The 21,931-nt window shown below is 38.5% G+C and carries 19 protein-coding genes and 1 tRNA gene; 9 read left to right on the forward strand and 11 right to left on the reverse strand.

Annotation, left to right across the window (positions count from 1 at the left end):
* Positions 1 to 8: 8 nt before the first annotated feature.
* The 4 genes from gltB to ABJG98_RS13055 all read right to left on the reverse strand — a co-directional run bounded on the left by gltB (position 9) and on the right by ABJG98_RS13055 (position 6,609).
* Positions 9 to 4,454 carry a glutamate synthase large subunit gene (gene gltB / locus ABJG98_RS13040; RefSeq protein ID WP_348279963.1) on the reverse strand — a complete coding sequence of 1,482 codons (4,446 nt, stop codon included), beginning with the start codon at positions 4,452 to 4,454 and terminating at the stop codon, positions 9 to 11.
* A 230-nt stretch (positions 4,455 to 4,684) separates the two neighbouring features.
* Entirely contained in the window at positions 4,685 to 5,584 is a 900-nt protein-coding gene (locus tag ABJG98_RS13045) for an alpha/beta hydrolase (protein WP_348279964.1), read from the reverse strand.
* Between the two features lie 41 nt (positions 5,585 to 5,625).
* On the reverse strand, positions 5,626 to 6,219 hold the full coding sequence (locus ABJG98_RS13050; protein ID WP_348279965.1) for a TetR/AcrR family transcriptional regulator: 594 nt from the start codon (positions 6,217 to 6,219) through the stop codon (positions 5,626 to 5,628).
* A gap of 317 nt (positions 6,220 to 6,536) precedes the next feature.
* Positions 6,537 to 6,609 (reverse strand) — tRNA-Phe (locus tag ABJG98_RS13055).
* Between the two features lie 84 nt (positions 6,610 to 6,693).
* Between ABJG98_RS13055 and ABJG98_RS13060 the strand changes: the two genes are divergently transcribed.
* The 7 genes from ABJG98_RS13060 to ABJG98_RS13090 all read left to right on the forward strand — a co-directional run bounded on the left by ABJG98_RS13060 (position 6,694) and on the right by ABJG98_RS13090 (position 13,711).
* The gene (locus tag ABJG98_RS13060; RefSeq protein ID WP_348279966.1) at positions 6,694 to 8,004 is read left to right on the forward strand and encodes a (Fe-S)-binding protein; all 1,311 of its coding nucleotides are present in this window, start codon (positions 6,694 to 6,696) and stop codon (positions 8,002 to 8,004) included.
* On the forward strand, positions 8,001 to 8,795 hold the full coding sequence (locus ABJG98_RS13065) for a (Fe-S)-binding protein (RefSeq protein ID WP_348279967.1): 795 nt from the start codon (positions 8,001 to 8,003) through the stop codon (positions 8,793 to 8,795). Before ABJG98_RS13060 ends, ABJG98_RS13065 begins: the two co-directional genes overlap by 4 nt.
* Before the next feature lies 1 nt (position 8,796).
* Positions 8,797 to 9,282, forward strand: coding sequence for a hypothetical protein (locus ABJG98_RS13070; protein WP_348279968.1), 486 nt, complete (start codon positions 8,797 to 8,799; stop codon positions 9,280 to 9,282).
* 140 nt (positions 9,283 to 9,422) lie between these two features.
* Positions 9,423 to 11,339 (forward strand): OmpA family protein, encoded by a 1,917-nt coding sequence (locus ABJG98_RS13075; protein ID WP_348279969.1) that lies wholly within the window; start codon positions 9,423 to 9,425, stop codon positions 11,337 to 11,339.
* 29 nt (positions 11,340 to 11,368) lie between these two features.
* A complete protein-coding gene (locus tag ABJG98_RS13080) occupies positions 11,369 to 12,529 on the forward strand; it encodes an AIR synthase related protein (protein ID WP_348279970.1) in 1,161 nt (386 codons plus the stop codon).
* Positions 12,530 to 12,593: 64 nt separating this feature from the next.
* Positions 12,594 to 13,199: a GNAT family protein gene (locus ABJG98_RS13085; RefSeq protein ID WP_348279971.1), complete on the forward strand. Its 606-nt coding sequence runs from the start codon at positions 12,594 to 12,596 to the stop codon at positions 13,197 to 13,199.
* On the forward strand, positions 13,199 to 13,711 hold the full coding sequence (locus ABJG98_RS13090) for a DUF456 domain-containing protein (protein WP_348279972.1): 513 nt from the start codon (positions 13,199 to 13,201) through the stop codon (positions 13,709 to 13,711). The genes ABJG98_RS13085 and ABJG98_RS13090 overlap by 1 nt, the downstream gene beginning before the upstream one ends.
* Here the strand turns inward: ABJG98_RS13090 and ABJG98_RS13095 are convergent.
* The 7 genes from ABJG98_RS13095 to ABJG98_RS13125 are packed head-to-tail and all read right to left on the reverse strand — an operon-like array spanning position 13,708 to position 19,762.
* Entirely contained in the window at positions 13,708 to 14,559 is an 852-nt protein-coding gene (locus ABJG98_RS13095; RefSeq protein ID WP_348279973.1) for a geranylgeranylglycerol-phosphate geranylgeranyltransferase, read from the reverse strand. The genes ABJG98_RS13090 and ABJG98_RS13095 overlap by 4 nt on opposite strands.
* A complete protein-coding gene (locus tag ABJG98_RS13100; protein WP_348279974.1) occupies positions 14,556 to 15,281 on the reverse strand; it encodes a DUF2520 domain-containing protein in 726 nt (241 codons plus the stop codon). Before ABJG98_RS13100 ends, ABJG98_RS13095 begins: the two co-directional genes overlap by 4 nt.
* Positions 15,282 to 15,318: 37 nt before the next feature.
* Positions 15,319 to 17,808, reverse strand: coding sequence for a cytochrome c biogenesis protein CcsA (ccsA, locus tag ABJG98_RS13105; protein ID WP_348279975.1), 2,490 nt, complete (start codon positions 17,806 to 17,808; stop codon positions 15,319 to 15,321).
* 26 nt (positions 17,809 to 17,834) lie between these two features.
* On the reverse strand, positions 17,835 to 18,242 hold the full coding sequence (locus ABJG98_RS13110; protein WP_348279976.1) for a cytochrome c maturation protein CcmE: 408 nt from the start codon (positions 18,240 to 18,242) through the stop codon (positions 17,835 to 17,837).
* Positions 18,239 to 18,445, reverse strand: a complete 207-nt coding sequence (locus tag ABJG98_RS13115) for a CcmD family protein (protein WP_348279977.1) — start codon at positions 18,443 to 18,445, stop codon at positions 18,239 to 18,241. Before ABJG98_RS13115 ends, ABJG98_RS13110 begins: the two co-directional genes overlap by 4 nt.
* Positions 18,438 to 19,112 carry a cytochrome c biogenesis protein CcsA gene (gene ccsA / locus ABJG98_RS13120; protein WP_348279978.1) on the reverse strand — a complete coding sequence of 225 codons (675 nt, stop codon included), beginning with the start codon at positions 19,110 to 19,112 and terminating at the stop codon, positions 18,438 to 18,440. The genes ABJG98_RS13115 and ccsA (ABJG98_RS13120) overlap by 8 nt, the downstream gene beginning before the upstream one ends.
* Positions 19,112 to 19,762 (reverse strand): heme exporter protein CcmB, encoded by a 651-nt coding sequence (locus tag ABJG98_RS13125; RefSeq protein ID WP_348279979.1) that lies wholly within the window; start codon positions 19,760 to 19,762, stop codon positions 19,112 to 19,114. Before ABJG98_RS13125 ends, ccsA (ABJG98_RS13120) begins: the two co-directional genes overlap by 1 nt.
* 147 nt (positions 19,763 to 19,909) lie before the next feature.
* Between ABJG98_RS13125 and ABJG98_RS13130 the strand changes: the two genes are divergently transcribed.
* Together ABJG98_RS13130 and rfbB are read left to right on the forward strand one after the other, a co-directional pair.
* A complete protein-coding gene (locus ABJG98_RS13130; protein ID WP_348279980.1) occupies positions 19,910 to 20,854 on the forward strand; it encodes an SDR family oxidoreductase in 945 nt (314 codons plus the stop codon).
* 19 nt (positions 20,855 to 20,873) lie between these two features.
* On the forward strand, positions 20,874 to 21,929 hold the full coding sequence (rfbB, locus tag ABJG98_RS13135; protein WP_348279981.1) for a dTDP-glucose 4,6-dehydratase: 1,056 nt from the start codon (positions 20,874 to 20,876) through the stop codon (positions 21,927 to 21,929).
* The last annotated feature ends 2 nt before the right edge of the window (positions 21,930 to 21,931 follow it).

Here is a 21,931-nt window from a genome sequence, read left to right on the forward strand (position 1 = left end):
TAATTTTTTTAATAGACCGGTGTCATTGGAATATTAGATTTGGCTTCTTCTCGTACCCCTTTATACTGAATTGGAATTACTTTGACCAAGTGATTGAGATACCGATCCCAATCAAGTAGAATTTCTTGTGCCAGACTACTTGAAGTATGCCTCAAATGATTTACCAATAATGTTTTGATATCTGTTAGGTCATCTCTGTCTAATCGATCAAAAATGATCATTTCCATGTTGCAATTATTAGCTAGTTCTCCAGCTTCATCAAGTACATATGCAATGCCACCACTCATTCCTGCAGCAAAGTTTTTCCCTGTTTTCCCTAGAACTAACACTGTACCTCCGGTCATATACTCACAGCCATGATCACCTACACCTTCTACTACGGCTTTAGCTCCGGAATTACGAACCGCAAAACGCTCACCTGCAATGCCATTAATGTAACATTCGCCGCTTGTTGCTCCATACAATGTCACATTGCCAACTATGGTATTTTCCCTTGCCCTAAACCGTACATTTCTTTGTGGGTGAATAATGATCCTGCCTCCAGAAAGTCCTTTGCCTACATAATCATTGGCGGCTCCTTCCAATATAAATTTTGAACCTTTTGCTAAGAATGCACCAAAACTTTGTCCTGCCGGACCTTTAAATTTGATCTTGAGCAAATCTTTTGAAAGTCCATTTGCTCCATATTTTTTCGAAATATGACTGGAAATAATTGCTCCAACTGATCTATCAGTATTCTTGATCTCATATTCATAGGCAGCTACGAACCCTTGCTTAATTTCCGACTCAACATCTGACCAAATTTTACGATCTAATACATAATCTATTTGAGATTGCTGTCTTCTAGATCTGTAGAAGGTATCATTGGTGCTTTCATGGTGAAGGACTGCGGCAAGATCTATTCCCTTGCTGTCAATCGATTGGTCCTGTTCAAGCAAGTGGCTTTGTCCGACCATTTCATTGATAGTCTTGAAACCTAGTTCAGCCATAATTTCTCTCAATTCTTCTGCAATGAATTTGAACAAATTGATTACATGTTCTGGGTCTCCAGTGAAAAGTTTTCTCAGTTTCTCATCTTGGGTAGCTATGCCAACCGGACATGTATTGAGATGACATTTACGCATCATTATACATCCTTCAGCGATCAGCGCTGCTGTTGAAATACCCCATTCTTCCGCACCTAAAAGTGTAGCAATAGCGATATCTCTTCCCGACAGCATCTTGCCATCTGCTTGCAAAACCACTCGACTTCTTAGTCGATTTTTCACAAGTGTTTGGTGAGCTTCAGAAAGCCCCATTTCCCAGGGTAATCCTGCATGCCTGATTGAACTTAGTGGTGAGGCACCGGTTCCACCGTCAGCGCCTGAAATCAAAATCGCATCGGCAAAACCTTTAGCTACACCTGCCGCGATCGTACCTACTCCAGCTTGTGCTACCAATTTTACATTTATTCTAGCAGCAGGATTAGCATTTTTTAAGTCATAGATAAGTTGTGCGAGATCTTCAATAGAATATATATCGTGATGAGGAGGTGGTGAAATTAGATCAACACCAGGTGTAGACATTCGTACTTTGGCTATCCATTTGTTTACTTTATGTCCAGGCAGTTGCCCTCCTTCTCCAGGCTTTGCACCTTGTGCAATTTTTATCTGTATTTCATCTGCATTGTTGAGGTAATTGGATGTAACACCAAATCGTCCCGAGGCCACTTGTTTGATCCTTGATTTTTCAGAATCACCGTTTTCCTTCGATTCAAATCGAATACTGTCTTCACCCCCTTCACCGCTATTACTTTTACCGCCGATTCGATTCATTGCAATGGCAAGTGTAGTGTGAGCTTCGTGAGAAATAGAACCAAAAGACATAGCTCCGGTAGCAAATCGCTTGAGAATATTTGCTATAGGCTCTACTGATTTGAGCGGAATTGAGCTCCTTTTCTTGAATTTGAGAAGATGCCTGATGTTGAAATATCCTTCTTCTGGTTTACTAATTCGAGAGGCGTACTTCTTGTAAAGGTTATAGTCCTTAAGCTTAGTTGCTTTCTGTAGAAGATGAATAGTTTCCGGATCAATTAGGTGTTTTTCCTGGCCCTTTCTCCAACTATAAATGCCACCATGATCAATTGAGAGGTCTTTATAAGCTTTCTTATTATTAACACGTATACCCTCTTCAAATTGGTTGAAATCATTTCCAGCTATTCTGGAGATTGTCCCTTTAAAGCAAGTGTTAATTACATTATTCGCGAGCCCAATTGCTTCGAAAATTTGAGCACCTTGATAGGACTGAAGCGTCGAAATGCCCATTTTAGACATTGTCTTTAGAAGACCTTTCCCAATGGCTTTCGCATAATTATCAGAGAGTTCATTAAAATCTAACTCATGCTCAGAAGCATATTGCTTGATCTGATTAAAGGAGAGGTAGGGCATAACAGCACTCGCACCATATCCTATCACAGTAGCGAAATGATGAACCTCAACAACGTCAGCGGCATGAACAATTAAGCTTGTTTGCGCACGTACCTTCTTTTCAGTTAGGTAGTGTTGCACTGCACCTATTGAAAATAGTGAAGGAATTGGGCAGTGATCTTGGTCCTGTGCGGCATCACTTAGGATAAGAATCTTAGCTCCATACACAACTGCCTCTTCAGATTCTCTGCAAATTCTTTTTATTCCATCTTCTAAGGATTCATTATCCTTGAAAACACAATTAATGATTTGATGCGAGAAACCTTGATTTTCGAGTTCTAGTACTTTGAGGAATGTATTTGGTCTTAGTATTGGTCGCGTGATGTGAATTTGATGACAATGCTGTGGGTCTTCGGATAGTATATTGGCACCTTCTCCCAATCTTGTGAAAAGTGACATTACCATTCGCTCCCTAATAGGATCGATTGGAGGATTACTTACCTGTGCGAAAAACTGTTTAAGAAAATTTGCCGGATGTTGGGGCTTATTACTGAGTGCTGCAAGCGGAATTTCCAATCCCATACTACCTATGGGCTCTTTGCCTCGCAGGCTCATAGGGAGTAGTATTTGATCAATGGACTCTTGTGTCCATCCATTAGCTTTTTGAAGTTCAGCTATTTTTTTTGCGTCGAGGAATTTAGGGTCAGCAAAAGGACCCGGTAAGGATCGTAATTTGATTCGATGTTTCCTGATCCACTCAAGGTATGGCTTGGATTTAGCAATTTCATTTTTGATTTCTGAGTCAAATTTGACAATTCCATTTGCTAGATCAGCAACGATCATTTTTCCAGGCTGCAGTCTGCCTTTTTCCTTGATCATTTTTTGATCTATTGGAAGTGCACCGGTTTCACTTGAAACAATTAGTCTGCCGTCAAAAGTGATCGAATATCTACACGGCCTCAGCCCGTTTCTATCCAATGTAGCACCAATTACGTCTCCATCAGTGAAGCACAATGCGGCAGGCCCATCCCAAGGTTCCATGATGGATGCGTTGTATTTGTAGAATGCTTTTGTATGTTCATCCATGCTCTTATTATACTGCCATGTTTCTGGAACTAACATCATAAGTGCGTGAGGCAATGATCTACCCCCCATTACCAAGAGTTCTACTAACTCATCAAGATTGGCAGAGTCTGAGAAATGGGGATTACACACCGGAAGTAGCATGCCTATCTCCTCATCGGTGAAAACATCAGACTTGAGCAAAGCAGATTTTCCATTCATTTTATTCACATTGCCTCGAATGGTGTTTATTTCCCCATTATGAGCAATGAACCTGAATGGTTGTGCGAGACTCCATCTTGGGAACGTATTGGTTGAGAATCTAGAATGGATTATTGCAAAGGCAGATTTAAATGCTGGATTTTGTAAATCCAGGTAGTAACTTTTAAGTTGATCAGTTCTTAATTGGCCTTTGTATATAATCTTGTAGCAAGACAATGAGGAGATGTAAAAATCGGAAAACTCAGAGGACAATCGTTTGGTTGCTACTTTATTTAGAATGTAGAGTTTTCTTTCCAATTCACGCTCTGCAAGCTCCTCATGTTTAAGAAAAATCTGTACGATGTTAGGCTCATTATCACGGGCAGTTGGTCCAACGTGTAGGTTGTCTACAGGCACTTGACGTACGTGTATCAATTCGAATCCTTGCTCATCAAGAATAGATTTTAGCTTATCCAGACATTCTTCCCATTTAGGTTTAGGGAGGAAGAGCATACCAACGCCATAAGATTTGGGAGTAAGTCGGGGTGTATAATCTCCTATTTCTTGATCAAAAAGGTCATAAGGAATTTCAGTCATTATACCCGCTCCATCACCTGTTTCTGGTTCAGACCCAACTCCGCCTCTGTGCTCCATGTTTTCCAACATAAGAATTGCATCAGAAACTATTTGGTGGGATCGATCGCAATTGATGTTTGCAACAAAACCAATTCCACAGGCATCGTGTTCTAGTTCTGGCAAATACATCGAATGACTCAGATTTTTCATTATTTCTCAACAATACAAGCTGATGAAATTAATGATATATAATCATATTATTATTGATTTAATAAAAATATTAAATCAATAATAATAATATCATAATTTATATAATCATTATTGAAAATATCATAATTTAAATATCGGAATGCTTGTTGAATTATGAAATTTTCAAAATGACAGTAAAGGGATTGCGATATCTTTTGTTTCTGTCATGAAATTAGTGACATTGATGTCTACTATTTTATTGCATTGGTGATATAGCTAATAATTGAATCATTAGCTATTATTTTATAATGTCCAAGTCCTTTTACATGTATAAATGAAGCATGAGGCCAAGCTGTTTCCAGTTCTTCACCTTTAGAAAATGGTACGAGCTGGTCATCTTCACAATAGAATAGATGTGTATTGATAGATTTTAAGTGGTTAGTCTTTATTCTAAGGTCAAAATAGTCAATCGGCTGATGATACTTTTCCTTAACCAATCCACACATTGCATTGTACACAGCTTCATTGCACCCAACCTCGTTCACCATATCAGCGAAAAAGTACCTAACATATGGAGGAGCAGAAATTACAAATAGGTTTTTTGGATGAAGAGCTTCACCAAGTTCACTTAACACAATGCTAACTGCAAGACCACCAATCGAATGAGCTACAATTGCCTCGTAAGGTCCATTCTTAGCAATGTGTTGTTTGATAATATCTCTGAATTCAGGTAGCGCTGTTTGTTTCCCATGAGACAGCCCATGTGCACGCATATCTATTGCTTCGACTTGATATCCTTGCATTACAAGTGAGGTGATCATTCTTCTAAAATCAGCAGCTTTGGATCTCCAACCATGGCAGAGTAATACTTTTGGACCCGATTCTCCCCAACGATGCCACTTGATTATATCCCCTCGGTAACTAGTCTGGAAGGTCTCTGATTGTTTTAAGATTTGTTTCTGGGGTTCGGAAAAACGTACGCGACCTGGTATAGTAAAGTAATGCCAGATGATTTCGGCTGATTTTTTTGGAGAAGCATGTTGAAGAACACCTAAACCTTTTTTTATTAATTCAACTTTCCAGTTTGATTTTGCAGGTCGCTCTTTAGGTCTGCTTATGTCTTCTCCTTTAACTTCAATTAGTGTCGCCATAATAATAATATACCGATTGGTATTTTAGTGATTAAATTTTTTTATGTTGAAATCCCATCAATTTGTCTATTGACAAATCTTTTAACAAAAAAGAAGGATCTACTATCACCTTCTATTCTTGACAGTGATATGACTCCTTCTATTGTTGAATAAAAAAAATTAGCAAATTCTTCAGCATCCACGTCCCGCTTAATTTGACCCTCTAGAATACCTCTGTTAACCATTTTCATAATGGAATCTTTTAGAAGTGCAATTGATCGAATCACTCTAGATCTCAAAAAAGGCAAGCTATCATCAGCTTCGATAGATGAATTTAATACAGGACAGCCACCAGGAATCGGTGGCTTTTTGATATATTCTTGGTAAAATTCGACAATCGCTTTTAATTTTTCTGGTGCAGTATGAACTTTCTTTACACGTTTTCTAATTTCTGAAGTGACAATTTCAACACCAAGTTCAAATGCAGCCGTAGCTACTTCATCTTTATTTTTAAAATTTCCATAAATAGCTCCTTTAGTAATACCCGTAGCTGCAGTAATATCCGAGATAGATGCCGCAGCATACCCTTTCGTATTGAATATTGGTAATGCTTTATCTATGATTAGTTGTTTAGTAAGTTCCGGGTTTCGAGCCATAATACAAATATACCGATTGGTATATTAAAACGGAAACTAATTTATAAGGTTCGAAAATTAGTATGCATGCATACTAAAAAGCTGGAATTGATTTAACTTAGAGATTCAAGAATTACTTAGTTGAATCGAATCTATTTTGCAATTATTTTAAAATCTAAAAAGAGTTCTACCAGTTGAGTGATAGTTTTATCTTTAATTCATCGTGCTGAGAGGATCGATCGGGGAGCTGCAGGAGCAACGTCCCGCTCACACACTCTTGGATTTAGTATTTGGAGATATAAAAAAAGCCACTCTAGAAAGAGTGGCTTGCAAAAAAGTGGTGCTGAGTGGGTTCGAACCACCGACTCACGGATTTTCAGTCCGATGCTCTACCAACTGAGCTACAGCACCAAATTTTGGGTTGGCAAAAGTAGGTATTTCTTTGAAAAGGCAAAATTTAAATTGAAGTTCGTGTCAGGAATTTTTTAAAGTATTATGGAATATATCCCTCAAATCGTTTTCGTACTCATCGCTGGATTCTTCGGATTCCTCATTTATCAAAGAATTTCGCAGATTTCTAAGAATATCAATCTAGGAAAAGACATTGATCTTTCAGGTAATAAAAGTGAACGCCTGAAGACCATGATTTTAGTTGCGTTTGGACAAAAGAAGATGTTTAAACGCCCGATACCTGCATTGCTTCACCTGCTTATTTATGTTGGGTTTGTGCTCATCAATATTGAAGTTCTGGAAATTGTGATTGACGGGATATTCGGAACACATCGAGTGGCTGCACCAATTTTGGAAGGCCTGTATGCGATAATGATAAATTTTTTCGAATTCCTCGCAGTTGGTGTCATTTTTTCCTGCGTAGTATTTATGATTAGAAGGAATGTGCTCAGAATAAATAGATTCAAAAAAATTGAAATGGTAGGATGGCCATCACTTGACGCAAATCTTATTCTAATTATAGAAACTTTGCTTATGATAGCGATCCTTGCCATGAATGGTGCTGATCAAATTCTGCAGCAACGTGGTGTTGACCATTACACTATCACAAACTCATTCTTTTTTAGTTCTGCGATGTTTAGTTGGATGGATCAGTTTGGAGATGGAACACTTATAATGATTGAACGAATAGCTTGGTGGTTTCATATTATTGGAATCTTCGCATTTGCACTCTATGTGACCTATTCTAAGCACCTTCATATTTTTCTAGCCTTCCCTAATACTTACTACAGCAGACTTGAGCCAAAAGGTAAAATGAACAACATGAATGAAATCACCAACGAGGTGAAGATCATGCTTGGCATGCCTTTAGAAGGAGAAGCAACACCTCCACCGGAAGGAATGCGATTTGGTGCAAAGGATGTGAATGATCTTACTTGGAAGAACCTCATGGATGCGTATTCATGTACAGAGTGTGGTCGCTGTACATCTGAATGTCCCGCCAATCTCACGGGTAAGAAACTGTCCCCACGGAAAATAATGATGGATACTCGGGATCGCCTTGAAGATGTAGGAAAGAATGGTTTAGATGATGGCAAATCCTTACTTGGTGATTATATCACAAAAGAAGAAATTAATGCTTGCACCAATTGCAACGCCTGTGTCGAGGCATGCCCGGTAAATATCAATCCTTTGGATATAATCTTACAAACCCGTAGATATGTAGCAATGGAGGAGTCTGCTGCACCCGACTCGTGGAATGCCATGTTTCAGAATGTAGAAACAAATTTTGCGCCATGGAAATTCGGTGTACAAGACAGATTCAATTGGTCAAATGAATTAAAAGAAGGAAAATGAGCGAAATACAAATACCAACCGTAGCAGATTTAATAGCCAAAGGAGAAAAACCTGATGTCCTTTTTTGGGTAGGATGCGCAGGATCATATGACGATCGATACAAAAATGTAACAAAGGCATTTGTAAAGATTTTGAATAAAGTTGGGGTAAAGTTTGCAGTATTAGGACCTGAAGAGACGTGTACGGGTGATCCAGCGCGAAGAGCAGGGAATGAATTTCTTTTTCAGATGCAGGCGATGGCTAACATTCAAGTGTTAAATGGTTACGAAATCCAAAAGATTGTAACGGCGTGTCCACACTGCTTCAATACACTGAGAAATGAATATCCGGAACTTGGAGGAAATTACGATGTTGTTCATCATTCCCAGTTTTTACAGGAATTAATAAATGAGGGAAAAGTTGAACTAAAAGGAGGAGGAGAATTTAAAGGACGCAAAATCACTTATCATGATTCCTGTTTCTTAGGAAGAGCCAACAATGTTTATTCTGCGCCTAGAGCAGTTCTAGAAGCGTTGGATGTAGAATTAGTCGAGATGAAACGATGTAAAACGAAGGGATTATGTTGTGGGGCTGGAGGTGCTCAGATGTTTAAAGATGCTGAGCCAGGCAATAAAGAAATTAACATTGAACGTACGGAAGAAGCTTTGGAAACGAAAGCAGATACCATAGCGGTAGCATGTCCATTTTGCATGACCATGATGACTGATGGTGTGAAGAGCAAGGAAAAAGAAGATTCTGTAGCAGTGAAAGACTTGGCGGAACTCATTGCCGAATCAGAAGGTTTGGATTGATATGCTTATTCCATTTGAAGAAATGCCGAACAATGCTCGCTTGTGGATATACCAAGCAGAGCGAAAATTATCTAAAGAGCAAGTTCAGATTGTTGAAACGAAAACTGAAGAGTTTTTAACTCAATGGAGAGCACATGGTCAAGATTTGAAATCTTCATTTCAAGTTGAGTATGATCAATTTTTGGTTATCACAGTCGATGAATCTTTTAGTCAGGCAAGCGGGTGCAGCATAGACGCTTCAGTCCATCTCATAAAAGCACTAGAATCAGCTCTCAATATTTCATTTATGACCACAAGTCAGGTTGCATTTCTTCAAAATGATAAGATAAATCTTTATCCATTTAACCAGCTAAAGGCTCAGGCAAGGGAAAAAGTGATTACACCTGATACGCTGGTTTTTGACAATACAGTTCAGAATATTGCTGAATTTAAGTCCAGGTGGTTACAAGAAAGCAGCGCCACATGGTTAAATCGATATTTCCAATAGGGCTTTTAGTTCGCTTCTTGTTTCAGGTTTAACTAATTTCGGACAAATCATCCGAGCAAAATTTTCGTTATTTCTGTATGCGAGTTACTCAATATCTGTTTTTAGTCCTTTTCCTTTTTAGTTGTTCACTAGAAAAAAGCATGAATAATGCTGAATTTGACGCAGTAATATCCAAGCTGGGCGATTCTCCCGTAAAAAATTCGCCGGAAGAAAATATGATGGTGGGAGACGCTTATCGAAAGTCCAACCGATTGATTGAATCCATTCCATTTTACGAAGCTGCCATCAAAGAAGGAGCACCTGATGAAGCTGCAAATCTTTATCTGGCCCAAGGCTTGAAAGTAGAACAGCGATACGAAGAAGCTCAAAAAGTTTTAGATAATTACGTCCCACGTGCACGTGATCAGAAGATTAAGGCACTTGCAGAAAAAGAAATTCATAACCTCCGAAAGATTGACGATTTGAAAGAAAATCAGAGTTATTATCGTGTCAAAAACTTGGATGATATAAACACCGAAAGAGCTGAATACTCACCAGTATTTAGCGGTAATTTCCTGTACTTTACGTCTAATCGCGATGTGGCTAAGATTTACAGAGCCACAGGGACACCTTTTACAGATATTTACCGAGTAGCCTCAAAAGGAGCAAATGTTAACTTAAGCACATTGAGTGCACTCGATCCAATGATAAATCATATAGATACCAACGAAGGTTCCGTGGCTATTTCACCAGATGGCACATCAATGATTTTTGCGAAAGGAAATGACGGAAAAGCAAAAGGATACAGTGAGGTAAATCTATTTTTTACAAGATATAGGAACGGTAAGTGGTCTGAACCTGTACCTCTTTCCATAAATGTAGCAGATGCTTGGGATTCAACACCAGCTTTTTCCCCTGATGGTACCACGCTCTATTTTTCCTCAACCAGACCAGGAGGGCACGGTGGAGCAGACCTTTATCAAGCCAAAGTAAATCGTAGAGGCAGATGGGTGGATGTGAGAAATCTGGGTCCAGAAATAAATAGTGCCGGAGACGATGTATTTCCATACGTAAGTGAGGACGGCAGCTTGTACTTTTCTTCAGATGGACATGCAGGATTTGGGAAGCTCGATATTTTTAGAGCTGTCAGAGAAGGTGGGCATGTTAGGATTGAAAATCTAGGCAAACCAATGAATTCTTCTGCGGATGATTTTGGACTTTACCAATTCAATCTCACCAAAGGTTTTTTCACATCTAACAGAAAAGGAGGAAAGGGAGACGATGATATCTACACATTCGTCAATGATGATCCAGATCTGAAAGTAGTTAATTACTTTCTGACAGGCACTACTGTTACTACCGATGATGCTGATGAAGAAATTGTTTTACCAAACACTAAAGTTTCTTTGACAACCGATAATGGAGAAGTGCTGGATGAAGCCTTTACCAATGCAGACGGCAAATTCAATTTTAGAGTTTATCCGGAAGAGCATTATGATTTGATTGGAGAGAAAACAGACTACTTCACGGTTCGAAAAGATTTTACCACTATAGGCAAGACAGTGGATAAAACCACACTAAAGGAGTTTATCACAAATGTGACTTTTGAAACCAAAATCATGATGGATCCTATCGTGTTGGAGAAAGCTGTTGTATTAGAGAATATATATTATGATTTAGACAAATTCGATATTCGTCCAGACGCCGCATTAGTTCTAGATAGTCTGGTGCAAATAATGAATGACAATCCGGAGATTTACATTGAACTTGGTTCTCATACAGATGATCGTGCCGACGATAATTACAACTTAAGACTCTCCTTGCAAAGAGCTCAGTCGGCAGTTAGCTACATCATTAACAAAGGAGTCGAAGCTAAACGAATCACAGCGAAAGGCTACGGCGAAACTCAGCTGATTATCAAGAAGGCTAAAACGGAGGAGGAGCATCAAAGAAACAGGAGAACAGAATTTAAAGTACTCAGGTACAATCCGCGTGATCGAAACGATGATCTTCCGCCAGACGAACCAGTTGATGAATACGACCGATTCTTTAAGGATTCGGGCGATGGAAACGGATAAAACCTTTTCTTTGCAAAAAAAAATATCGCATGACAGATAGGTATGCCCAGCGAGGAGTTTCAGCTGATAAAGAGGATGTACATTCAGCCATCAAGAACATTGACAAAGGCTTATTTCCAAAAGCATTTTGCAAGATAGTTGAGGACATATCTGGAGATCCTGAATATTGCACCATTATGCATGCAGATGGTGCTGGAACAAAATCATCGCTGGCTTATCTATATTGGAAAGAGACTGGTGATATCAGTGTTTGGAAGGGCATTGCGCAAGATGCTATCATCATGAATGTAGATGATTTATTGTGTGTTGGATCCACTGACAACATCTTACTTTCATCAACTATTGGGAGAAATAAGAACCTTATTCCTGGAGAGGTGATTTCTGAAATCATTAATGGGACAGAGGAAATACTCCAAATGCTACGCGACAATGGTATTAATATAAAGTCTACCGGTGGGGAAACAGCTGACGTTGGTGATTTGGTAAAAACCATCATTGTAGATAGTACTGTTACGGCAAGAATGAAGCAAGCTGATGTTATCAATAATGAAAATATAAGAGCGGGAGATCTTATTGTTGGAATTGCATCATATGGTCAGGCCACATACGAAAAAGAGTATAATGGTGGCATGGGTAGCAATGGGCTAACATCTGCTCGGCACGATGTTTTTGATAAGGAATATGCAGAAAAGTATCCAGAATCATTTGATCAGGGAGTTCCTCGAGATTTGGTTTATAGTGGATCTAAGAAGCTAACCGATGCAGTGAAAGGCGCTCCAATAGATGCAGGTAAGCTTGTATTATCTCCTACCAGAACTTATGGCCCGATCATTAAATCGATTTTGAGAGAATTGCGATCGGAAATTCACGGAATGGTACACTGTTCTGGTGGTGCACAAACCAAAATATTACACTTCGTCGATAATGTGCGTGTGATAAAAGATAACATGCTCCCAATTCCTCCATTATTCCAAATGATTCATGAAGAAAGTGGAACAGATTGGAAAGAGATGTATAAAGTTTTTAATATGGGACACCGTATGGAAATCTATGTTGATGAAGAGTCAGCAGATGAAATTGTGGAGATTGCACGATCATTCAATGTGGGAGCTCAGGTCATTGGTAGGGTAGAACCCTCTGATCAAAAAGAATTGATTATTCAGTCAGAACATGGTCTGTTTCAGTACTGATGAATTTAATTCATTCTGATGATTAATTCTCTGAGATATATTACGATTTAATCTTCTAACTTTTATGTTTTCTTTAGACAAAAAAGAGGAAATGAAGGAATGGTATGTAACACTGGAAGATCAGAAAATTGAGCTCATACCCATCACATCTGATCACATCAAAGAAATGCGAAACCTGAGTTCAGATTCAGATATATGGACGTGGTATACTGAGGACTTAACAAATCCTGACGCATTGGAAAAATGGATGACTCAAAGGCACTTAGAGACAAAGAAAGGTGCCAAAATGACCTATTCAGTGCGTCTTAAATCTACTAATGAAATTATAGGTGCCACCAGCTATGGAAACATAGACTGGGAAGAGAAAGGAATCGAAATTGGGTGGACATGGCTTGGTAGGAAACACATAGGATCTGGGATAAACAAGCACATGAAGTTTTTAATGTTAAGACATGCCTTTGAAACGATGGACATTGAGCGTCTAGAGTTGCGAACTGACGAAAAAAACCTCCGTTCTAGAAGAGCTATGGAAAAAATTGGAGCTACGCACGATGGCACACTGAGAAATCACCGCTCTACACAAGGAGGTCGCAGAAGAAATACAGTAGTTTACAGTATTCTTAAATCGGAATGGCTAGAAGTAAAAAATACAATTTTTAAAGTTTTTTGATGGAAGTAATTCTTATCCTTTTATCTGTGCTTCTAATAGCTGGCGGCATCATTTTCTCTATCCTGCCTCCGCTTCCAGGACCTGTTCTATCTTACCTAGCAATGATTCTGACACATTCAGTTTCGAATGATACTGAGTTCAGCACTACATCATTTGTAGTTTGGGGTATTATAGGAATCATTATTACAGTTGCTGATTATGCGCTGCCAGTTGCAGCTACCAAGAGGTTTGGCGGGACTAAGGCAGGAGTTATTGGTGGTATGATTGGAATGTTGGCTGGCGTATTGCTTCCAATACCATTCGGAATCGTACTCGGTCCTCTGGCAGGAGCAATAGTTGGAGATTTATATGGAGGAAATCGAATTAGATCTGCATTCAAGTCAGGATTTGGTTCATTTTTAGGATTTCTGCTAGCTACATCTCTTAAGCTTCTCTATTCTGTCATTCTTGGTGGTGTCATTGCATGGAAAGTAGGGGGATTCACAGCTAATGCAATTATCGAAATGTTCTAAATCAATAGCATACTGACTAATCCAGCAAGTATTACAATATCAATGTATACTTTTATTGATTTGAAATCCCTCATTTTGTCCGCATTGGCTAGTTGATATGCCATCCAGAATACGAAGAGTAGCATAGCAAAGAAAAAGTACCTAACATGCCAATTAGGTATGGATAATAAGTAGAAAGTCAGCATGGCAACTCCAGCAACTCCAGCCAGGTAAATCGCGAGTTTAGCACCCCTAATTCCCCAAACGATCGGAATGGATAGAATGCCAAACTGTACCTCACCTTTTGCACTGATAATATCTTTGACACTCTCCCTAATGAAAATAATAACACAACCGAATAGTGCATAAGCAACTACCAGAAGGTTAAACTCACGGAAGTAGACCATTACCAGCAGCAATGTTAGGCACGCCAGGAAGGCGATCGTAAGTGTGCCTAGAAGCAACCACCTTCTTATGACCACACTGTATGTCCAAAGTGCACCAGCGGAAAAAACATGAATAGCGCCAATGGAAGGGTCTATTAGGAAGCCAATTGCTATACCGGAAAATGTCAAAACGATATGAGAGACTAAAGCCAACCTCCTTCTAAAGGTTGTTCCTACGATAACCTTTGTTGGACGATTGACCATATCAATTTTTTGATCAAAGTAATCATTGATAATATAACCGGCGGCCCCAATCATTCCAGTGCTTAAAATGAATAGTAAAAAATTGGGTTTTACTAGAATGCTTATAGGCTTATCTAATAAATAGTATGCAGTAATAAATTGAGTAAGCCCAATAATAAACAAATTGGGGATTCGACTGGCAGTCAAAAAACCGACGGTATTCTTAGAAAGAAAGTTCACTTGTTGTCACGAATACTATCAGAAATGAGCTTATACAAATTTCTCAATTTTTCATCTTTCAACATTTCAAGATGCGAACTTATGGTTTCATCATCTTCGCGTATTGCCGGCCCTGTCTGGGATTGAGATGGATTTAATTCTATGGCTTTTCTCAAGGTCTCTTCTACCAAAGGTTGAATGTCTTGGAAAGTCATATCTAACTCTGATAGTAAACTTTCTGACAAATGGAACATGTGATTACTAAAGTTGCAGGCAAAAACGGCAGCAAGATGAAGCTTAGATCGATTAGCAGAAGTTAATAATCTCACATCATTACTAAAGCTCCTTACAAATGTGAAGATATCTCTTTCACCTTCATCCGAGCCTTCAACGAAAATTGGAAAAGTTGTAAAGTCAATTTCTTTGGTTCTACTAAATGTCTGAAGAGGATACATTACACCATGCTTTGGATGTTTTGCTAGATCCGCAACAGGATTAGCGCCAGAAGTATGCAGGACGATTGCCTCAGATGTCTCGATCTGGTCAGACATTTCTTTTACAATATCATCAGGAACACTTAGAATTATAAATTCAAACGAACCCGGATCAAACTGATCGATTGAAAGAACAAATTCTTCCGAAGGGTTTCTGGAAAATATGGTTACCTCATGACGTTTTGAGGAAATGCGATTGGCCAAATGATAGCCAACATTTCCATACCCAATGATTGCTACCTTGCTCATTTAGTAAAAATAGAAGATAAAAGCTCAAAAAGGGAATTTATACTTCTACCCCCTTGTCCCGCATTTTTACAAATTCAACGTATCTGCGGCGGATTGCTACTAAAAATCCAAACATAAGAAGTATAGTGCCCAGCCATAATAAGTTAATCCAAGGTTTTTTTACAGCCTCCATAATAATCCAATCCTTCTGAGTTGTTTGATACGCCAGTATTACTGCACCTTCATTAGGAATGATGTTCTGAATGGATATCCTGAAAGCCAAATCATTTACTTGATCATCTATCCGCCCTACATACTCCTGATTTCGAATCACGAAAACAGGCTCAGCGCTATAGTTTAAATATTCACCTTGAACATTGATGACCGCCTTTACTGCCACATCTCCAGATGATAACGGGGTACCATCAATTTCAGAGATTGGTTCCATTCGTTCCAAAGTGGCTACATAATCATTGATAAAAAATTGATCACCAATTGTCACTTTAATTTCTTCAGGATCACTCCAATCGGGTTCTTGATCCGGGTCAGGGAATGTGCGTACATGTGTGTACATATCGGCACTTAGCTTTCGCTTAATATCAGGCGAATAGACAATCATGTCCATTGCTTTATTTATTTGCACTCTTGGGAAGAGCGTAAACTGTTTACCTGCTTCAGAATGATATTCAACTTCGAAATAGCTGTTTTCAGGGCTAATCAAAGTCAGCGTATCCGATGATTCTAGCATCACCACCTTTAAAGGGTCAATAGTAGGGATCAGTTTGTTTTGATCAACATATCCTTTCTCACGTGTTTCTTTTCTTACGCCTCGATAGATCATCGAGTATTCCTTCATTTGCCTGGGCTCATTGATGAATAGTAGTAGATTATCCCGATTAACTTCCTCAGGGAATTCATTGCTCCAAACCATAGAAGTATAGTTTGTAGATAGGATAGAAGAGTAACCACTGGAGAACAAAATCCCTATTAACATTAGTGCGACGCCAATATGTGCAATGGACCCACCAGATAGTTTAATGTTGGATCTAGCAACGCCTGCTAGAATCTTTGCATTCGCACTTATAGAATATGTGCAGGTAACAAGAAGTATGATGTAATAGGGCTCTGTTATTTTACCAATTAAGATAATCGCTCCAGAAATTATCAATGAAATCAAAAACGGAGTTCTCAACTCTTCCCGAAGCTTCTTACCATCCATCTTTTTCCACCAGAAAAATTGTCCGGTGCCTGAAAGAATAGCTAGAAAAACTGAAAGAATGAGTTGTGGTAGCGAGTAAGCGTCATAAATGTCTGTGGGCGGAGCCAGATTTAAGTCAAATCCAAAAAGTCCAGCTACTTGGTTGTAGACTGGCATTGAGGTGTAGAGCAAAACCTGGAAAGCCATCAAACAAAGAATGGCGGATCCCATAAAAATCCAGAACTCGCGTGAATAGGTTGAAGTTTCTTCTTTTGTTGCAGGAATATCCTTCCATCTTTTGGCAATAAAAAAAATGGATAGCAGAACAAAGACCAGAAGGTAAATGAGTAATTGCCCTGAGAGTCCTAGATCTGTAAATGAATGAACAGATGAATTTCCTAGAATTCCACTTCGTGTAAGGAACGTAGCATAAAGTATAAGTATGAAGGAAGTTACCACCAAGATCATGGAGAGCTTCAAAGCCGAACCACTTTTTTTATAGGCAATCATCACATGAATTGCGGCCACCAAAACCAACCATGGAACGTAAATAGCATTTTCAACAGGGTCCCAATTCCAATACCCTCCAAAGTTAAGAGTCTCGTACGCCCAATACGCACCCATCAATATTCCAACGCCGAGAATCATGGCTGAGAATTGTGCCCAAGGTAAGGCCGGCCGAATCCATTCTTTATTTTTCCCTATGATCAAGCCTCCGATACAGTAAGCAAAAGGGACCACCGTAGTAGCAAAACCTAAGAATAGCGTAGGCGGATGAATAACCATCCAATAGTTCTGAAGCAATGGATTTAACCCATTACCGTCCTCAGGAATAAAATTTGGATTGCTTTTGAAAATAGGTGCATCAATCACCTCTCTCAATAACATGAAAGGAGAACTGCCAAGCTTCAAATCAAAAAAGACTACTCCAAGAATCATCGAAGTAAGGAATATCTGAGTGAGTGTCATGACAAGCATAACCGGCGCCTTCCAAAACTTATTTGTATTTATTAGAATGACCCCAAGAACGGCATTCCAAAAAATCCACAAAAGAAAAGAGCCTTCTTGACCTTCCCAAAAACAAGAAATTTGATAATGGACTGGTAGAATTTTGGAGCTGTGACTGAATACGTAATGATACTCGAAATAGTGATTGGTAATGAGATAGAATAAAGTTCCAATTATTCCTAGCACAGCAATGGCATGAATATAGAAAACCTTAGTTCCAAAGGCGGTCCACTCTGGGTCTTGATTTCTAGCTCTAAAATATGCGTATGCAGATAGAATACTTGTAACGAACGCGGTAATTACAAGTGCATGGCCTAGCTGTCCCTCAAAATAATGTATCATATGCTGGCTTTGATTTAGCCGAAGATTTAACTAGTAAATTCAGGCTCTTCCTGGTATTTAGAAGGACACTTGAGTAATATTTTTTCAGCAACGAACTTATCTCCTTGATAAGCTCCTACAATAACTACCTGCTCAGATCTTGTAAAGTCAGTTGGTATAGGTTCTGCAAATAAAACCTTCTGCTTTAGTCCATTTTCATCTATCATTTCAAATTTGAACGATAGTTTGTCTGGGCTTTCTTCAATTCCAACCACTTCACCAGAGGCTGTCTTAGGAAGCTCGCCAACCACATGTATACTTTTCTTAAATCCTTTTTCAGAAAGCTCACGCGCTTCATCAAAGTTCACGTAAGTACTCGCATCACCTGTCATTGAAATGATCATCGTAATAGCGATGGCAATGATTACAATAGCGCCTATATATTTCTTTTTCATTTCTCCTTTATTTCTTTTTCTAACCGCTTAGCACGCTTATCCAATTTGAACATTAGAAAGAAAAAACCACCAAGGATCACAAGGATAATTGCGATCACTACATAGATCTTCCCTTCACCTCTAAAGTCATCTGCCATTTCAACCTGTGCTTGTGCAAATTGAGTTCCAATGAGCATCACAATTCCTAAAATATATTTAAGCATCTTCCAATTTTTGTTTTACAAGTGAGAGTCTAATAGCGATAGTTGTCATCCAATATCCCAGAAGTGTCCATCCAATAACAGCAAAGTAAAATACCTTTCTTAGGTTGCTATCTAAGTCATATGCGTTGAAACCAGGATTGCCACCATTTCCTGGATGAAGACTGTCTGACATTCTCGGCAGTATGAATAATAGCGGAATCATAAGAAAAAAAGCAAAAATGTTAAATACTGCTGAAATTCGGTTTCTCTGCTGTTGATCCTGAATCGAGCTTCTTAGGACGAAATAGGCTAGGTAGATTAATAAAGAAATGGCAGAAGCATTTTGTTTAGGGTCATTACTCCAAGGCTCTCCCCAAGTATAATTAGCCCAAATCATTCCTGTCATTATTCCAAGCAGGCCAAAGGCAATACCCATATTGGCCAATTGCACACTATAAATATCAGATTTATTATCTCCCGTCCTCAAATACTTGATGGCATGAATCACAGATCCCAGGAAAAGTAAGATCATCCCAAACCACATAGGAACATGGAAATGAAGAACACGAATGGTTTCATTAAGAATTGGAAGCTCTGGCACAGGAAGGAATAATCCACCAATCACAGTATAACTCAAGAGAGCAACGCACAACCATTTCCACCAATCAGTTTTTAGTAAATAACCCATTATGATTTCCAGGTAAAAGGGAACAATACGAATGTGAGCGCAATGATAATCACATCGACGGATAAGAGCGCGGTTAGGTTACCTTGAATCTGCACTAATATGTAGCTGTCAAGGATTTTAAAGCTATTGCTAATGGAGAGTATTAAAACTGGGATGATCACTGGAAAGCCTAAAACGGCCATCATAATTGAACGATTACTGGATCTAAAAGCAATGGAAGACACCATAGTAAACGCCGCACTTAGACCAATGCACCCTAATATCATGTTGAGGATGAAGAGACCATAGTTAATAATCGGATTGCCAAGAAGAACAGAATAGATAACCAATGAAATTAATGCGATGCAAAAAAGGTAGGTAAATGAATAAATAAGCTTAGCTAAAATTATTTCTGTCGGCTTACATAGGAAGAAATAATAGTGAGAACGTCTCTCTTCTTGAATAAAGCTCTTTGAAATAGCATTGATAGATGTAAATAATAGAATAATCCAGAAAAGCGCATTCCAAACTTCAATAGAAACGAAACCTTTAAATGCCATGTATGTAGCAAAAATGGTAGATGCCAGATAAAGCAAAATACCAGTTATGGGATTTTGCTGTCTCCAATCAACGATTAAGTCTTTTTTTATAAGTTGAAGGACGCTATTCACAGGATGCAAAGGTAAATTCAAACGACCTTTTACCTTGCATATACTTCACATTCCATTTAGCATTGCATAAAATTTCAAGGTTTGAATAGAATATAATCATTTTCATCAAGAGAAAAATACCAATCAATAGCCTAAATAAATAAGCGGATGAAGAAAATTCTTGTAACAGGCGGGGCAGGATTTATAGGGTCAAACTTGATAGAATCACTTTTAGATAGAAATTATCAAGTTGTTTGCTTAGACAATTTAGCAACTGGGTCAATTAAGAATATTGAAGAATTTGTTGGCGCAAGGAACTTTGAGTTTATAGAAGGTGACATTTTAGATTATCAACTTTTGTCGAACTTGGCTAAGCATGCATATGCAATTTCACATCAAGCAGCCTTGGGATCTGTACCAAGATCAATAAAAGATCCACTAACTTCTAATCAAGTTAATATCACTGGCACTTTAAATGTATTTAAAGCTGCTGTAGACAACAAAGTACAGCGGGTCGTGTATGCTGCTTCTTCTTCTACCTATGGAGACTCTCATGAATTACCAAAGAAAGAGGATAATATAGGAAAGCCTCTATCTCCATATGCTGTCACAAAATTTGTAAATGAATTGTATGCTGATGTTTTTCAAAGAGTATATGGTCTTAATACAATTGGCTTGAGGTATTTTAATGTTTTTGGGCCTAAACAAGACCCTAATGGTTCATATGCTGCAGTGATTCCACTATTTATCAAGGCTATCGTTTCTGGAAAAAGCCCAATTATTAATGGTGATGGAAATCATAGTAGAGATTTTACCTTTGTTGCCAATGCTGTTCAAGCCAACATTAAATCATTAGAAGCACCTATTAATTGTTATAACAATGTTTACAACATCGCGTGTGGTCATAGAACTACATTAAATGAGGTTATTGATTTTATTAATGATATCGAAGGAACAAAAATAGAGGCTCGGTATCAAGATGAAAGGGAGGGAGATATTAAGCATAGCTTAGCTGACATTTCTAAGGCAAAGAACGATATAGGCTACAATCCAGAATTTGATGTAAAGCAAGGGTTGAATTTAGCAATGGATTGGTATAAAAATAATAGTTAGAATAGAATAATACATTCTCATGGTACAAGATTCAGTAATATTAATAACAGGTGGGGCGGGCTTCATTGGCTCTCATGTAGTCCGGAGGTTTATTAAAAGTGATAAATATAAAATCATCAATCTTGACAATCTAACCTATGCTGGAAACTTAGAAAATCTCAGGGATGTAGAAAATGAACCAAATTATGAATTTATAAAAGGAGACATTTGCGATTTTAAATTCTTACAGAAGATTTTCTCTGAAAATGAGTTTGTCGGCGTAATTCATTTAGCAGCTGAATCGCATGTTGACAGATCTATTTCCAATCCAATGGAATTTATTCAAACCAACGTGGTAGGAACCGTAAATCTTTTAAATGCAGCAAAGGAAGCTTGGGAAGGTAAAAATGATCGTAGGTTTTATCATGTATCAACAGATGAGGTCTATGGATCACTGGGAGATGAAGGCTTCTTTACAGAGGAGACTCCATATGATCCTAAGTCACCCTACTCAGCTTCTAAGGCCTCTTCAGATCACTTTGTTAGGGCATACGGAAATACTTATGATTTACCATTTGTTATTTCCAACTGTTCCAACAATTATGGCCCCAACCATTTCCCAGAGAAACTGATCCCATTAATGATTCATAATATTAAAAATAGGAAGCCACTACCAGTTTATGGTAAAGGGGAGAATATAAGAGATTGGTTATATGTGGAAGATCATGCCGGAGCGATTGAATTAATTTTTGAGAAAGGGAAAATCGGCGAGACCTATAATATTGGTGGCTTTAACGAATGGAAGAACATTGATTTGATCCATCTTCTATGTGATATAATGGATAAGAAGCTAGGAAACCGACAAGGAACCTCAAGTCGACTAATCACCTTTGTAAAAGATCGTGCCGGACATGATTTAAGATATGCAATAGATGCTACAAAGCTTAATGAAGAACTGGGATGGGAACCATCTTTGCAATTCAAAGAGGGATTAGAAAAAACAGTCGATTGGTATTTTAATAACGAAAAATGGCTTGATGATGTGACGTCTGGAGACTACCTTAAATACTACGATGAACATTACAAAAATAGATAGTA

This window comes from Ekhidna sp., assembly GCF_039960695.1.
GTDB lineage: Bacteria > Bacteroidota > Bacteroidia > Cytophagales > Cyclobacteriaceae > Ekhidna.